Source organism: Daejeonella sp. AP26 (assembly GCF_056680515.1).
In genome coordinates, this window is sequence record NZ_CM155286.1 from 1,903,855 (window position 1) to 1,919,466 (window position 15,612).

12 protein-coding genes are annotated in these 15,612 nt (G+C 40.6%); 7 read left to right on the forward strand and 5 right to left on the reverse strand.

Translation table 11 applies throughout. The features are described from left to right. Positions 1-41: 41 nt before the first annotated feature. A complete protein-coding gene (gene guaB, locus AC1MCB_RS08170) occupies positions 42-1,511 on the reverse strand; it encodes an IMP dehydrogenase (RefSeq protein ID WP_479968254.1) in 1,470 nt (489 codons plus the stop codon). A gap of 149 nt (positions 1,512-1,660) precedes the next feature. Here guaB and AC1MCB_RS08175 point away from each other — a divergent pair, with 149 nt between their 5' ends. Further along, positions 1,661-3,991, forward strand: coding sequence for a TonB-dependent receptor (locus tag AC1MCB_RS08175; protein ID WP_479968255.1), 2,331 nt, complete (start codon positions 1,661-1,663; stop codon positions 3,989-3,991). A 36-nt stretch (positions 3,992-4,027) separates the two neighbouring features. Further along, complete coding sequence (locus AC1MCB_RS08180) at positions 4,028-5,134, forward strand: PepSY-associated TM helix domain-containing protein (protein ID WP_479968256.1); 1,107 nt, start codon at positions 4,028-4,030, stop codon at positions 5,132-5,134. 8 nt (positions 5,135-5,142) lie between these two features. Here AC1MCB_RS08180 and AC1MCB_RS08185 read toward each other — a convergent pair whose 3' ends face one another. After that, positions 5,143-6,417: a M16 family metallopeptidase gene (locus AC1MCB_RS08185; protein ID WP_479968257.1), complete on the reverse strand. Its 1,275-nt coding sequence runs from the start codon at positions 6,415-6,417 to the stop codon at positions 5,143-5,145. Position 6,418: 1 nt separating this feature from the next. Beyond that, positions 6,419-7,654, reverse strand: a complete 1,236-nt coding sequence (locus AC1MCB_RS08190; protein ID WP_479968258.1) for a M16 family metallopeptidase — start codon at positions 7,652-7,654, stop codon at positions 6,419-6,421. 137 nt (positions 7,655-7,791) lie between these two features. On the opposite strand from AC1MCB_RS08190, the gene mqnC reads away from it, so the two are divergent. Genes mqnC through AC1MCB_RS08205 form a run of 3 tightly spaced genes read left to right on the forward strand, consistent with a single transcriptional unit; the run spans position 7,792 to position 12,720 of the window. Next, entirely contained in the window at positions 7,792-8,916 is a 1,125-nt protein-coding gene (mqnC, locus tag AC1MCB_RS08195) for a cyclic dehypoxanthinyl futalosine synthase (protein ID WP_479968259.1), read from the forward strand. Between the two features lie 60 nt (positions 8,917-8,976). Beyond that, positions 8,977-9,759: a LytR/AlgR family response regulator transcription factor gene (locus tag AC1MCB_RS08200; RefSeq protein WP_479968260.1), complete on the forward strand. Its 783-nt coding sequence runs from the start codon at positions 8,977-8,979 to the stop codon at positions 9,757-9,759. A 27-nt stretch (positions 9,760-9,786) separates the two neighbouring features. Then, a complete protein-coding gene (locus tag AC1MCB_RS08205) occupies positions 9,787-12,720 on the forward strand; it encodes a sensor histidine kinase (RefSeq protein WP_479968261.1) in 2,934 nt (977 codons plus the stop codon). 333 nt (positions 12,721-13,053) lie between these two features. Here the strand turns inward: AC1MCB_RS08205 and AC1MCB_RS08210 are convergent, their stop codons facing one another. Both AC1MCB_RS08210 and AC1MCB_RS08215 read right to left on the reverse strand, forming a co-directional pair. Then, a complete protein-coding gene (locus AC1MCB_RS08210; protein WP_479968262.1) occupies positions 13,054-13,890 on the reverse strand; it encodes a ferritin-like domain-containing protein in 837 nt (278 codons plus the stop codon). A 10-nt stretch (positions 13,891-13,900) separates the two neighbouring features. Beyond that, on the reverse strand, positions 13,901-14,548 hold the full coding sequence (locus tag AC1MCB_RS08215) for a ferritin-like domain-containing protein (RefSeq protein WP_479968263.1): 648 nt from the start codon (positions 14,546-14,548) through the stop codon (positions 13,901-13,903). Between the two features lie 170 nt (positions 14,549-14,718). Here AC1MCB_RS08215 and scpB point away from each other — a divergent pair, with 170 nt between their 5' ends. Continuing rightward, the gene (gene scpB, locus AC1MCB_RS08220) at positions 14,719-15,282 is read left to right on the forward strand and encodes an SMC-Scp complex subunit ScpB (RefSeq protein WP_479968264.1); all 564 of its coding nucleotides are present in this window, start codon (positions 14,719-14,721) and stop codon (positions 15,280-15,282) included. Between the two features lie 88 nt (positions 15,283-15,370). Continuing rightward, positions 15,371-15,562, forward strand: coding sequence for a hypothetical protein (locus tag AC1MCB_RS08225; RefSeq protein WP_479968265.1), 192 nt, complete (start codon positions 15,371-15,373; stop codon positions 15,560-15,562). The last annotated feature ends 50 nt before the right edge of the window (positions 15,563-15,612 follow it).

Sequence of the window (15,612 nt, forward strand, 5' to 3'; positions counted from 1 at the left end):
GATCAAAGAACAATAATTAGCCAAATAAACCACCTAACCAACTACCTACTGTAATTAGGTGCTTCTTTAGTGATCGTTATATCATGCGGATGGCTTTCACGCATTCCCGCGGCAGTAATTTTAACGAACCTGGCGTTTTGAAGATCTTCAATTGTAGGCGATCCACAGTAGCCCATACTAGCTTTCAATCCTCCGATCAGCTGGTACATTACTTCGGCTAAAGAGCCTTTAAATGGAACACGGCCAACAATACCCTCAGGAACTAGTTTCTTGATATCGTCTTCAACATCCTGAAAATAACGGTCTTTAGAACCTTGTTCCATCGCCTCGATGGACCCCATGCCCCGGTATGACTTAAATTTACGGCCTTCGTAGATAATCGTTTCGCCAGGTGACTCTTCTACACCGGCGAATAAAGAGCCTGCCATTATTGAGCTTGCGCCGGCAGCAATAGCCTTGGCAATATCACCAGTCTGTTTGATTCCACCATCGGCAATAACAGGAATCCCACGACCGCGTAAGGCTTTTGCGCATTCGTAAACCGCGTATAATTGGGGAACTCCTACACCGGCTATAATACGAGTGGTACATATAGAACCCGGTCCGATACCTACCTTAACTGCATCTGCTCCCGCGTCCGCTAAAGCCCGGGCAGCATCTGCCGTAGCAATATTTCCAACTACCACCTGCAGATCCGGGTAATGCGACTTAACTTCTTTTAGCTTATCGATGACTCCTTTTGAGTGGCCATGAGCTGTGTCGATTGTGATTACATCAACACCGGCCTTTACAAGAGCTTCCACCCTCTCTAAAGTATCGGCTGTAACTCCAACTGCAGCGCCTACACGAAGACGGCCATGCTCGTCTTTACAGGCTTTTGGAAAGTTTTTGAATTTTTGAATATCTCTGAAGGTGATCAAGCCACTTAAACGACCATCCTTATCAATAATAGGAAGTTTTTCAATTTTATAATCCTGAAGAATTTCTTCGGCTTGCATCAAGGTGGTACCCAGAGGTGCTGTAATTAAGTTCACCTTTGTCATCACATCGCTAATCTGACGTTTCATGTCTTTTTGAAAACGTAAGTCGCGGTTAGTGATAATGCCCTTTAACTTTCTGTCGCCATCTATCACAGGAATACCACCAATGCTGTATTCTTTCATAATGTGAAACGCATCTGAAACCAGCGCACTTTCTACTAACGTTACGGGGTCCTGGATCATTCCACTTTCTGACCGTTTTACCTTACGAACCTCGTCAGCCTGCTCTTTGATACTCATGTTTTTATGAAGCATTCCGATTCCGCCAGCCTGTGCGATGGCAATGGCCATACCTGATTCAGTTACAGTGTCCATCGCAGCGGAGACGATAGGAACGTTTAACCGGATTTTTCGGGTGAAGAAAGAGCTTGTGTCCACGTCTCGTGGCAGTACTTCGGAATATGCGGGTATTAATAACACATCATCGTAGGTGAGACCTTCAGATACGAATTTTTCGGGATCGAGTTGCATGGCAAATAATTGAGTTTATTACTTGCGGGGCAAAGGTACCGATTTATTGCTTTCTCAAATCAGTTTCTATTAAATAAATAAAATAGTTCTTGCCAATTTTATTTCTTCGCCTAAATTTGCAGGCTTATTAATAATTAGTCTAAATAAGAATGAGAGTTTTTTTTACATTGATATTGTCACTGGGCGTTTGCGCAGCTTTGGCTCAAAACCACAGAATAACTGGTACTGTATCAGATCTTGGCGGAAACCCGATACAGGGTGCAACAGCATCAATCAGGGAGTTATCCCGATCCGTTGTCACATTAGCAGATGGAAGCTTTGCCTTTAATAACCTTACTGAGGGAAATTATACATTACTGATCAGAGGAGTTGGTTTCGAGAATTTGAACCTGAAAGTTCAGTCTGCTGACACCTCCCGCCTCAAACTGTTATTGAAACCTTCCATAAAACAACTCAGGGAAGTAAGTATTTCAACCACCCGAAGTAAAGAAACGTTGGGAGAAACCCCCGTATCAGTAACCATTTTGAGTGCAAAAGATATTGAAACACAGGCGTCGATAAATCCAAATATCAGCAATATCTTAAGCTGGTCTGTCCCTGGCTTGGGCTACACCAACAATACAACTTCTAATGTCGGCCAGACTCTACGAGGCAGAAATGTATTGATCCTGATAGATGGGATTCCTCAGAGCACACCCCTAAGAGCAGGGAGCCGCGATATCCGCAGCATTGACCCTGCGGCCATTGAACGTATTGAAGTTATTAAAGGAGCTACCTCCATTTATGGAAATGGAGCAGATGGCGGATTGATTAACTATATCACCAAAAAAGGTAATCCCTCAAAAAAATTCGGTTCAATAACCAGTATAGGGAGTTCCGGAAACCTGGTCGCTTTTAAAAATTCAGCCGGCGGAAGGTTTTCGCAGCAATTTTATGGTTCTGGAAATAAGTTAGACTATGTAGTTTCTGGCTTATATGACCTGACAGGCGTTTTTAAAGATGGCGCAGGAGAAGTCATTTCCCCCAATTACGGGCTTGGAGAAACAAACGCCTACAATGCGTTCGGAAAGCTTGGTTATACTATTAATCCGGATAACCGGGTTGAGCTGATGTATAACTATTTTGGCTCCGCACAAAATTCTGATTATATCGTACAAGCCGGTAAATATGGGGTTAAGCCAACCATCGGGGTTAAAGGAGACCGCGGGGGAATCAATGAAGGAACCCGTTATAACCACAATGCCAATTTAAGTTACAGTTCAAAGAATTTAATCGGGGAAACAGATCTGGAAACTAATGTTTATTTCCAGGATTATAAAACGGTATATGGTTTTGATAGCTTTTTCTACGGCGGTGGTCAATCTCAGATAACCTCCTCAAAAAAGGGGATTCGAGCCAACCTGATCACACCCTTCAGTTTATCTTCCGATCTAACCGGAGACCTCACGTATGGATTGGATGTCTTAACTGATCGAACCGCACAAAGTCTGGTAGACGGTCGTGTATGGGTACCTGAAGTTAACATGCGCAATATGGCACCGTACGCCCAGCTGAGCACAGAGATCTTTAATCATTTTATATTCAAGGCAGGTCTGCGTTATGAAAACATATCCATTAATATCGATGATTATCAAACACTGGCTACCGGCGCAAACAACCAGGGATCTGTGGCTGTAACACGCGGAAAGCTGGATTATAATGCCTTAACCTTTAACGCAGGCCTGCGTTACGCAAAATTAGGTTTTTTCAAACCTTACGTGAGTTATTCGCAGGGCTTCTCAATATTTGATCTTGGCCGGGTTCTTCGAACTGCCAAAGAAAACACAGTAGCAGCACTCAATACAAAGCCCGTTATTGTAAATAATTACGAAGCCGGTTTTAACTCTGATTTTGACAAGATCAGTTTGGAGGGGGTATATTACATCAGCAATTCCAAATTGGGTTCAAACCTGGTACAGCAGGGAGACATTTTTGTGCCGCAACGCGCTCCGGAGCGCGTTTGGGGATATGAACTAGTTGCAACCTTTAATCCGGTAAACCAATTTACCATCGGTGCCAGCTATGCATACGTGGAAGGTAAAATTGATGGCAACAACGACAAGGATTTCGAGGATGATGCCGACACCTATTTAAACAGCACACGAATTTCTGCTCCAAAAGCCACGGCGTTTTTTACTTTCAAGCCAAATACAGTGTGGGATGTTCGTTTGGATTATATCTTTTCAGGGGACCGGAAGCGCTTCCAGGCCAATGCAACAACAGGTGCATATTTATTCGGAGAAGGACCAATCAATCAATTTCAACTATTCAATTTAAGCTCATCTTACAAAGTTAATCCGGCAGCCAGAATAAACCTGGGTATTGAAAACATCTTCAACAGAAAGTATTATACTCCTGTAGCCCAATTCTATGGTCGCGACGCCGATTACACACGCGGTAACGGGATCAGATATAATATCGGTTTAACTTATTCACTATAATTAAAATGTCTGTTCGAAAATGAACAGGCTCTGAGCATGACCAAAAGTTTCGGGAAAACTCTTTACAAAATTCATAAATGGACGGGCCTGATAGCAGGCCTGTTCATTTTTATCCTGGGAGTTTCCGGATCTATCCTCGTTTTTCATGATGAAATAGAAAAGTCCGTTGATCGTCGTTTTTTGACACTAGAGAATAACTTGCGGGTAGATATCGACAAAGCCTATGAAACCGTCACCACATCCTTCAAAAACTGGGAAATCCGGCTTGAACATTTTTCAGATAACCCGAAAGAAAGCCTCGTTTTTGGATTAAGAAGGCCAACGGAGCGATTGACCGTTTTTGTTCATCCGGCAACCGGGGAAATTTTAAAGCAAATAGACAGCGAAAAGACATTTATCAAATGGATCCTGAAACTTCATTATTCTTTACATGCAGGCACTTTCGGAAAAACCCTTGTATTCATTATTGGGCTTTTCTTCCTTGTTTCATTAATCACAGGACTGGTCATCTATCGAAAAGCATTTACTGATATATTACTCTTCCGGATAAAATTTAACCAAAAAAATAAGAAATCAATTTCATCATCTCTTCACCGGTATGTTGGCGTATGGGCTGTTTTGTTAAATTTGATCGTCGTTTTTTCCGGTCTTTTAATCAGTTATGATGTGATGATTAACGGATATTCTGCGACGATAAACAAAAATCCAACAAGTCCTGAAATCGGGATATCCATTCAAAAAACGCTGAAAACTATAAATGACCTTTACCCTGAATTTAATGCCAATTACGTTCGTTTCCCCAAAGAAGAAAATGTAAACCTTTTGGTTCTAGGATCGTTAAAAACCCAACCCTTTTATTATAGCAAAACAGGAAATACAATAAGTATCGATCCGGGAAGTGGCGAAATAGTGAATTATAAGATTATTGAAAAAGCGCCTCCAAAAGATCAAACGGCAAGTATTAGCAGAGCAATTCACTTTGTAGAATTCGATAATATTTTCGTCAAGCTACTTTTCTGCCTGGCAGGACTTAGCGTTCCCTTATTATCTATTACAGGGTTTCTGCTTTGGAAATGGAAAAACAAAAAAGACAAGAAGATAAGCCGGTCAAAATCTGGCATGTCCAATACGCAGCTGCGCTGAAAAAGTCTCTATCTTTTGCCAACAATTACCTTTTGAAAGTCTTCAAAGTTTAAATACTGATTAGCCAGGTTAAGAATATCATCGGGAGAAATATTTCTAACAATTTTAATATACTTGGTGTAGTAGTCGTAATCCAGTCCGGAGAAATAAATGTTTTTAAATTTATCAGCATGCGATAGCGCATTTTCAAGACTGCCGAGCATCGAGCCGAGCATATAGTTCCTCACCAGATCAAGTTCACCTTCAGAAACCTTTTCCTGTTTCAATAAATTAACTTCTTTTTCTATTTCAACCATAGCCTGGCTACAAACGTCTGCACCAACTTCTGATGCTATAAAGAAGTAACCGGTGTTTTTTAAAGAAACAAGAGCAGAACCTATACCGTAAGTAAACCCTTTATCTTCACGGATATTCGCCATTAGTCGCGAACCAAAGTAACCACCCAGAATAGTATTTAAAACCTGAAAGCCAGGAAAGTCTGAGTGTGTGCGATTAATTGCAATTTGTCCGATACGTATTGCAGACTGCAAGGCATCCTCCTTCTCTAGATAATGCTCTGCGCCCGGTTTGTTTTGAAAACTGAAGAAATTAGGTGCAGCAGCTTCTGCATTCTTCCAATCAGAACCAAAAACTAAATTCAGTTCCTTCAGTGTACTATCATCAACTTTGCCCGCTATGATAAGTGTGCAATTCTGCGGCTGGTAGGCTTTTCTAAAATACTCCACCAATTGATTCCGGGTCAGGCGGTCATATACAGAAGCATCAATATCATATCCATAAAGGGTATTTCCAAATAACGCTTCGTTAAATACCTTGCGCCCTACAAAGTCATTCTTCTCCAGGTTAACACTCAGCTTCTGCTTCTGGTTCAGTATGAAGGTTTCGAGTTCGCGCTGTGGAAATATTGAGTCAGTCAGAATAGCTTTCACGATAGGCAGAGTGGCCTTTAGATGCTTATTCAGGGTAAAGAGTGTAACAGTTACCTGATCAAAATTATATTCTGTTTGCAGAAAAGCACCATAGTAATCTATCTTATCGGCAATCTGGGCAGCCGAATATTCTGAAGTACCGTCGTTTAATAATGTGTTTGTTGCAAAAGCCTGCAACGGTTTGGTTTCATCCCATTCAACATTTGAAAAAATAAATTCAATTCTAACAAGATCCTGTTCGCCTCCGTTTATTACAAAACATTGCAAGCCATTATCGAGTAAATGCGGCTGTGCATGCAAAAGGTTTATATCTTCAACTTGCCCAAAAGCAGGTGCTAAAGTTCTGTCAATCATATTAATTAGCTAAGTAATATAGTGTTGATGAATTTTCTTTTCGAAAGATCTGCTGTGCCTGCTGCTGGATCTGGGAGGCTGTGACGTTCAGGTATTTTTGAGTTTCGGAATTTAACCTTTCCGCATCTCCTAACAATTCAAAAAAGGCAAGGTTCATCGCTTTATCCAACAAACTCATATCGGAGAACACCATCGTAGATTCAATCTTATTCTTCACCTTCGTAAGTTCATCGTCGTGCACAAGATCAGTCTTCAACTGCTCTAATTCATGCCATATTGAGGCCTCTGCAATTTCCATAGAAACCCCTGGTAGAGGTTTCCCTTCCACAACAAATAAACCAGTATCAAGACTTCCGGTTAAATATGCGTTAATCTCACTGAATAACTTCTGCTCCTTTAAAAGCTTGCGGAATAGCCTGGAGGAATTGCCTCTTGAAAGAATATCTGATATCAAGTCAACTGTAAAGTAATTCTCATCATTGCGCGAAGGCATATGGAATGCTTTATAGATAGCATTTAACGGTACATCAGCATTCACGGTTAACTTGCGTTCTTCAGTTTGCTCTGGCTCGGGTTCTAAGTTCCGGGAAGGTTTTTCCAGGCCGGGAATATCGCCAAACCATTTCTCTGCCAACAGCTTAACATCCTCAGTTTTTACCGAGCCGCCTACTACCAGGATTGCATTTGCGGGATTGTAATGCTTTTTGAAAAAATCTCTTACATCCTCAATGGTTGCATTCTCAATATGCTCCAGCACTTTGCCGATGGTGGCCCACTGGTAAGGGTGTTTCTTATATGCCATGGGGCGAAGCTTCAACCAAACATCCCCATAAGGCTGGTTTAAATAGCGTTGCTTAAATTCTTCGCAAACGACGTTACGTTGCACTTCCAGACTTTTCTCTGAAAAAGCAAGACTTAGCATCCGATCACTTTCAAGCCAGAAAGCAGTCTCGAGATTTACTGCCGGTAAGGTGATATAATAGTTAGTGATGTCGTTACTGGTAAAAGCATTGTTCTCTCCTCCTACTCGTTGCAGGGGTTCGTCATAGGTCGGGATATTTACAGAGCCACCAAACATCAGATGCTCAAATAAATGAGCGAAACCTGTTTTATCAGGATCTTCATCACGTGCTCCCACATCATAAAGGATATTAACAACAGCCATGGGTGTCGTTGGGTCCTCATGAACCAGAACTTTTAATCCATTTTCCAGGGTGAATCGATCAAATAGAACCATATTAGCTAAACTGTTTAAGTTGCAAAACGCCGAATTTAAGAAATTTAAGCGTGTAATCACTAAAAGTATATTATCATCCTTCAGTAACAAATTACTGTTAATCTATAATCCAGAGGCAAGTGATTATCTTTGCACAGATGATTACCTCAGAATTACTACAACGAGCTTTGAACTTCGAGTTTCTAACTCAAGATGAAGGATTACATTTATATAAAAACGCCGGCACAGCCGAATTAATGCACGTAGGTAATGAGCTTCGCAAGAAGCAGGTTCCGCATGGCAAAGTAACATGGATCATCGACCGCAATGTGAATACCACCAATGTTTGTATCGCAAATTGCAAATTCTGTAATTTCTTCCGTCGGCCCGGGCATGCCGAGAGCTACATTACCGACATTGAAACGTATAAACAGAAGATAGAAGAAACCTTTCGTTTAGGTGGCGATCAGCTTTTACTGCAGGGGGGCCACCATCCTGATCTGGGTTTGCAATTTTATGTAGATCTGTTTAAACAGTTGAAAGAACTATATCCTACCCTTAAACTTCACTCATTAGGTCCGCCCGAAATTGCGCATATAGCCAAACTTGACGGACTTACTCATACAGAGGTTCTATCTGCTTTAAAAGAAGCCGGCCTGGACTCCCTACCGGGCGCGGGTGCGGAAATATTAAACGACCGCGTACGCCGCCTGATTTCAAAGGGGAAATGTGGCGGGCAAGAATGGCTGGATGTTATGCGGGCAGCTCATCAACTACATCTGACAACATCAGCAACGATGATGTTCGGCCATGTAGAAACTCTGGAGGAAAGGTTCGAGCATCTGGTTTGGCTACGGGAAGTGCAGGCAGAAAAACCGGCAGAGGCCAATGGCTTTCTGGCGTTTATCCCATGGCCATTCCAAGACGACGGAACTCTTCTAAAAAAGGTACGAGGAATAACAAACCAAGTAACGGGCGATGAATATATTCGCATGATAGCCTTAAGCCGTATCATGCTTCCCAATGTAAAAAACATTCAGGCATCATGGCTTACAGTCGGTAAGCAGGTTGCTCAAATCTGCTTACACGCAGGCGCAAATGACTTTGGATCTATCATGATTGAAGAAAATGTTGTTTCCGCTGCAGGAGCTCCACACCGATTTACCTCAAAAGGTATACAGGATTCGATAAGAGAAGCGGGCTTTGAGCCTCAGCTGCGTAATCAGCAATATGAGTTCAGAGATCTTCCCGAGCAAATTGAAGAACAAGTTATCACCTATTAATTAAGATTCTGCTAAATAAAGTTCGTTAGCTCGTAACATTTATTACATTTAGTTCAAAATATGATACTGAACGCAATAATTGTTGACGACGAAGAATATAGCCGCAAATCACTATACTACCTTGTTCAGGCCAACTGCCCGGACGTTAATATTATAGGCTCGGCTGAATCAGTGGCGGCCGCCAGAGAACTTTTGAAAACCCACTACGTGGACATCGTCTTCCTGGACATTGCCATGCCTAAAGAGAATGGCTTTGAGCTCCTACCCGATCTTGAGAAAAATGAGACGTCGGTAATTTTCACAACAGCTTTTGACCAGTATGCCCTAAGAGCCATTAAAGCCAGCGCAATCGATTACTTATTGAAGCCGGTAAACATTGAAGAACTGCAGGAATCAATTCAAAAAGTTTTTGCCTGGAAAACGTTGAAAAGGAATCAAAATCTGGATAACCAGACGTACACCGCTTCTTTAAAGAGTCTTTCTGAAAACATCAATAGTTCAGAAGATATCAGGAAAATATCACTGTCTGATTCTCAGGGTTTCAAAATCAAAGATATCGCCGATATCATTTATATCGTGGCCGACAATAATTACACGCGATTTTATTTCAAAGATTCTGAAAAGATGATTGTTGCAAAGGCCATGAAGGATTTTGAAGAGATTTTAAATCCGGATCATTTTGTGAGAATACATAAATCAACGATCATTAATCTGGAATATCTTAAAGATTATTCTAACAAAGATCGGCTTTTAGTGACTATGAAAGACCAGACTGAATTATCTATATCGAGAAGAAGGTATTCAGAGTTCCTGGATCGGATAAAGGCCTTTCTAATCAAATAAATTACTCCCGTGATCTATCCTATTAGCATGGCCCAACGCTTTAGATGCCTAAACTTCGTATTTTTAGCTTTTTTTATCACTAGTCAGCCGGCATTTTCGCAGACAATTAATTTTAAAAGTTATGGCATACCTGAAGGGATCGCCAATTCAAACGCATACTATAGTTTGCAAGACTCCCGGGGCTTTTTATGGATAGCAACATCCAGCGGAGTTAATCGCTTTGATGGTAAGAAATTCGAATTATTTACAACCGACAACGGACTTGCCGACAATGAAGTATTGTCGATCTTTGAAGATTCCAAAGGACGCATCTGGTTCTTAAACTTCAACGGCAGACTGGGCTATTATTTCGATGGTAAATTTTATAATCCGGAAAATGATCACTTGCTTAAACAGGCTATTACCAATGCGAGCATTATCAACTGCTTCGAAGATTCGTCAAACAGGCTATGGTTTTCTACTAACCAGCAACAAATAATCGAAATCGATAAGCACAAAGTGACTGTCCATTTGAAATCCAACGATTCTTTTGATATATCAAACACCTTTATTTTCGAGGATGACAAGAATAGAATCTTAGCGGCTAACACCAAAGGTTTTTATTACCTCAGTGACAGAGCTATTACCAGGGCTGCTGCCAGACACCTCCCCCTTTCATTCAAATCTTCTAAATATGATAGTCGGACTAAACAGTTGCTTTATTTATCGAAAGAAGGCTTGATTCAATACACTAGGGGCGAATTTAAAATTGTAAGGCCTCTTCCCGCTGAGCTCCAATCAGTCAAAATAGGCTCTTTTCTGATCAACAAAAATGATGTTTGGATATCTTCTGTTGACAATGGCTTGTACGTTGTTAAGCCGGATGGCAAGTCCATGGCTCACTATCTTGGTGAAAAGATAATTTCTAATACAATGCTTGATCGGGAAGGAAATATCTGGGTTACTACATTTGGAGATGGACTAATTCTTCTACCTGCACATACTGAGAATATTTTGCAGTATACCACATCTACGGGCTTGCCTGAGGATGTGATATTCAGCGTTCTAAAAGATAATTCAAGTCGACTATGGCTTGGTTTGAAATCGGGTTATATATCCATAATTGACGGCAAGAGTATAAGCAAGGTTCAACTTAAATACTCCGACCTCCCATACAACCCCATCAAAAGACTTGAGCACGATAAAGAACGAAACAGTATTTGGTTTGCATCAAACATTACGCTTGGAGAGATCAATATTGAAAATCCAAAACGAACGATCAGGTTTTTAAAGGAAAAGAACAATCTGACTTTTTCTCCTAAGTCGTTTGCGTTGAGCAAAAACGGCAAATTGGCTTTTTCTCTGGCCTCTGGCGTCTATGTTCTAAACGATAAAAATGCGGACTTAATCTTTGAAACAGGGGCGAATTCCGCGACGCAGAGCTTTTTTCGGGATCGGGCGTTTAAAGTGTATTATGACTCGAAAGAAAGGCTATGGTTCTCTAATGTTAACGGACTGTTTAGATATCATAATAATACGGTCGATACCCTTTCTAACTATTCAGATCTGTTTTCAAAACGGGTTACTGATATGCTCGAACTACCCGATGGAACAATGGTTATAGGTACCCATGGCCAGGGTTTAATATTGTTCGATAAAGCCAATCAGATCACACGCATCGGTATTAAGGAGGGTCTCACAAGCAATATTTGCCGCCGTCTTGCTTTTGACGGTAAATATATCTGGCTTACTACTTTCAGCGGCGTGGACAAATTTGAATATAAAGCTACCACAAATACCATAAGAACTTATAAGGTAAAGAATGGCTTAACCTCAGATGAAGTTCTGGACATTTTTATCGATCAGGAACAAGTTTTCCTTGCTACAAATGCAGGGCTAACGGTGCTGCCGCAAAACGATCCGGTGCCGGAATTGAGCCCTCCTCTATTTTACATTACCGGTTTTTTAGCTAACGGCCAACCGTATAAAACTCGGGAAGTGCCTAATCTCAGATATGACGAGAATAACATCTCAGTCAACTTTACGGCTATCAATTACAGTCAAACAACGGAGTTTTACCAATACCGGCTAAACGAGAATTCTCCGTGGATGGATATTTCAACCAACACTATTGAGTTTGGATCCCTAGAGCCAGGCAACTACCAGATTGGCATCCGAGGCAAACTTAAGAATAGCAATTGGAGCAACCCGGCTATAATTTCATTTGTTATCAAGCCAGCATTCTGGCAACACTGGTGGTTTCTGGCCGCTATGTACTTTCTGAGTTCGCTGCTATTAATTGGTTTGATTTACTTGTATTTTAAAAAGCGACGTCGTAAAGAGTTGGAAACCCTCTCTGTCCAAGCAAAAATACTAGCTCTGGAACAACGCGCTTTGCAGGCGATGATGAACCCCCACTTTGTGTTCAATATCATGAACTCAATTCAATACTTCATCAATACAAAAGATTCACAGGCCGCAAATAAAGTATTAACAGGGTTTGCAAGACTAATTCGCAAAAATCTGGAAATCTGCACAAAAAGTCATATCTCTCTTGAGGAAGAGTTAGTTTATCTTAAGCTATACCTTTCCCTGGAAAAGCTTCGTTTCGGTGATAAGATGTTTTATGAAATCGATTTAGATGAGCAAATCGATATCGAGGAAACAATGATTCCGACTATGTTGCTGCAGCCATTCATAGAAAATGCTATATGGCATGGAATTATGCCAAAAGATGAAGGAGGAACTATCCATATCACGGTGGGATACGAAAATGACTTGCTTACTGTTCAAATCATAGATAATGGAACCGGAATAGATAATTCTCTAAAGAATAAAACTTCGAGCCATGTAAGCCGGGGAATGCAAATTACGAACGACAGAATTCAGTTATTGAATAAAAATAATAAACGCCATATTTCTATACATACCCGTCAAACTGGTGACTTCGGAACAACAGTTACCGTAAAAATACCTGTATAGTTACCGTTTACTAAATAATAAGTACCGTTCACCCTTTTATTCTATTTTCTAAATTTAAAACAATTAGAATTGTTTCAACAAAGCGAAGCAACATATGAATACGGTATGGAATTATGCAAAAATAGCAGGCGGCTTTGTAGTTTTTTTAGTCACTAAATGCATTAAAATATAAAATCTACCTAAGATTACGTTTTGATTATGTGTGTGTAAAAGCGGTAGAAACTTCCCCCAAGTTTCTCCGCTTTTTTTATGATCTCTTTCCGGATCATATTCGAATCAACCTTTAATAACCCTACCCCTTACCTAATGCAAAATATTACTGAAGTTAGCTGATCAGACTATAAAGGGACCAATGATCGTGAGAACTTGCTCTTTGGTTAGGGGTTGATCAAAGGATTCTGTAGCTGCTGATAAAGAAACAGGTAACCCATTTATACCTGTTAGTTTGATCCCACCCTGAATATCCGATTCTTCACCGTCATAAACGGGTTGAATAACTGTACCTGGTCCTTGTTCTTTACCGGTTATCCAGGGTTTTACATCTATACCATTACTTTTACGCATTTGCCTGATATGGGATGAATGGCGGGCCTCTACTGAGTGAATATTTAAGGTAGCGGTTACTGATGAAGGAGCGCCAACCAGTCCAGCAATCTGGCCTTTATAAGCTCTGACGGCGGTATCCTTCAACACCTGGGCTAACGCCAAAAAGGTATTGTAATTAGAAAAGACATCCGCAAAAGGGCCTGTCGTGCCCCCTTTGCCACCCGTAAAGTCAAACTTGGGTTTAGCCACAGGATTTACCTCTAGGAATTGAAGTGCCGCTAACAGGAATGCAACATGTTTCTTTTCATGATCGAGGATATTCGCAATTTGATTACGAGCAGCACCGGCAGAGATCAGGGTGGGTGCAGCAAGACCAAGGGTATAAAATTCAACTGCCAAATATTCAAGCTGGAGGGCAAACTGAAAGACTTCCTCTGTATTCCTGGTAGAAGTTTGTGCCTGAGCCTGGTTAACCACTAATCCAGATGCTAGAGGCAAGAATGCAAACTTAATTCTGGACCCAATATTGAAAAATTGTCGAATTACTTTGCGCCTTGCAGTCAGGCTCTGGCCTCCTTCGGTATCAATTTTTTCAAGGCTTTCTAATATGTTTAAGATATTCATATTCTTTCGCTTAGGTAGTCGGAAGACCTGATGAGTTAATTTGAGCCTTAATGTAGGGTTGAAGCGAAATCAGAACAACTGACGGAAGTTTTGAACTCTCCAGGCCGTTTACGTCAACCACTTCGCTATCAGCAAAAGAACCATCACTAATTAAATCGCGAATCAAGGCCGCATGACGGGCTTCTACGGAGACAATCTGACTTGCCAGAGTCAAATACTTTGATTCTTTAAAAAGTGCACCAGCACCATTGTAAGCTGAAACAATAATATCCCCTAAAGTTTTAGCAGTTGCTAAAACACTTTCTCTGTTTTCGAAATTTACGGCTGTAAAGTCCGTGTCAAAACGAGGAATAGCTACCTGGCCAAGTGCATTTTTGAAAAATTCACTGTGAGCTATTTCATGATCGCGAATATCAGTAAGCATAGCCCTTTCTTTTTCTGTTACCCCGGAATAAAACGATACAGCAACCCGCGTGTAAAAAGCCGATTCCACCTGCTCTAATACGTACAGGTAATTTAGCACGGCCACATCTCCTCTGCCCAGGTGAAATCCTTCTAAATTCTCCTCCTTTTGACAACCTGCGGAAAACAAAGCAACTCCGGCGGCACCTACCCCCGCGACTCGTAAAAAAGAGCGTCGATTAAATTGGAAAAACATATCTGCTTGAGTTTAAAATTAATCATTAGTCGTGTCTGTAAATCTAGGTATATAGTTGTCTTAACGAGCTTCCCGATTATGTTGAATGGACAATAAAAAAGCTTTTCAACAAAATTATTATTTAGAAGCTATTTACCTAAATTTCCCAATGTCAAATACAAACATCATTAATGGAACCTAAGCAGCTTCAAAAATTTATAGAAGCATTGATTTTCGCTTCTGAAAAAGGGATAACTATACCTGAAATCAAATTGGTTTTATCAGAAGTTGCCGACCTAAAGTTAACTGATGCTCAGTTGCATTCAGAAGTTTATGACATTCAAACAAAATATAATCAATATGATCTGAGCATTGAGCTTGTTTATATAAACAATGCTTACCAGTTCTTAACAAAAAAGGACTTTTATCCCATCATCAAATTACTACACCTTCAGCGATCAAAGAAATCTTTAAGCCAGGCAGCATTAGAAACACTCGCAATAATCGCATATAAACAGCCTGTTACAAAGTTAGAGGTCGAGCAGATCAGAGGTGTAAGTTGCGACTATTCGATTCAAAAACTATTGAATAAAGAACTCATTATTATATCAGGACGTTCGAACACGGCTGGGAAACCTATACAATATTCCGTTAGTTCTATGTTTATGGACTATTTTGGCATAAATTCTTCTGCCGACTTACCTAAATTAAAAGATATGTTACCAGAAAACAACGAGATAGGATCGCAAGAGTAACCACCGCAATACATTTATTCGTGAAATTGTCATTGCGGTTTTTAAAATCTTTTTAATTTTAGGCCATAAACACACACAACACAACCCTATGAAAACTTCAAAGTTATCAGCCAGCTATACTGAAGTATCAGATACTTTTACTGGCCTAAGTCCGTCTAAAAAGAAGACAGCAATAATTGACCCGAACGATTTTGATGAAGATGAACTCGAGATCGACCTCGATGATGACCTGGCATCATTGGACGAGTTGGCTGTAGATGACGATGACGACGATTTTTAAGTAAAAAACACCTAAAAAAAGCATTCAGCTAAGCTGAATGCTTTTTTATT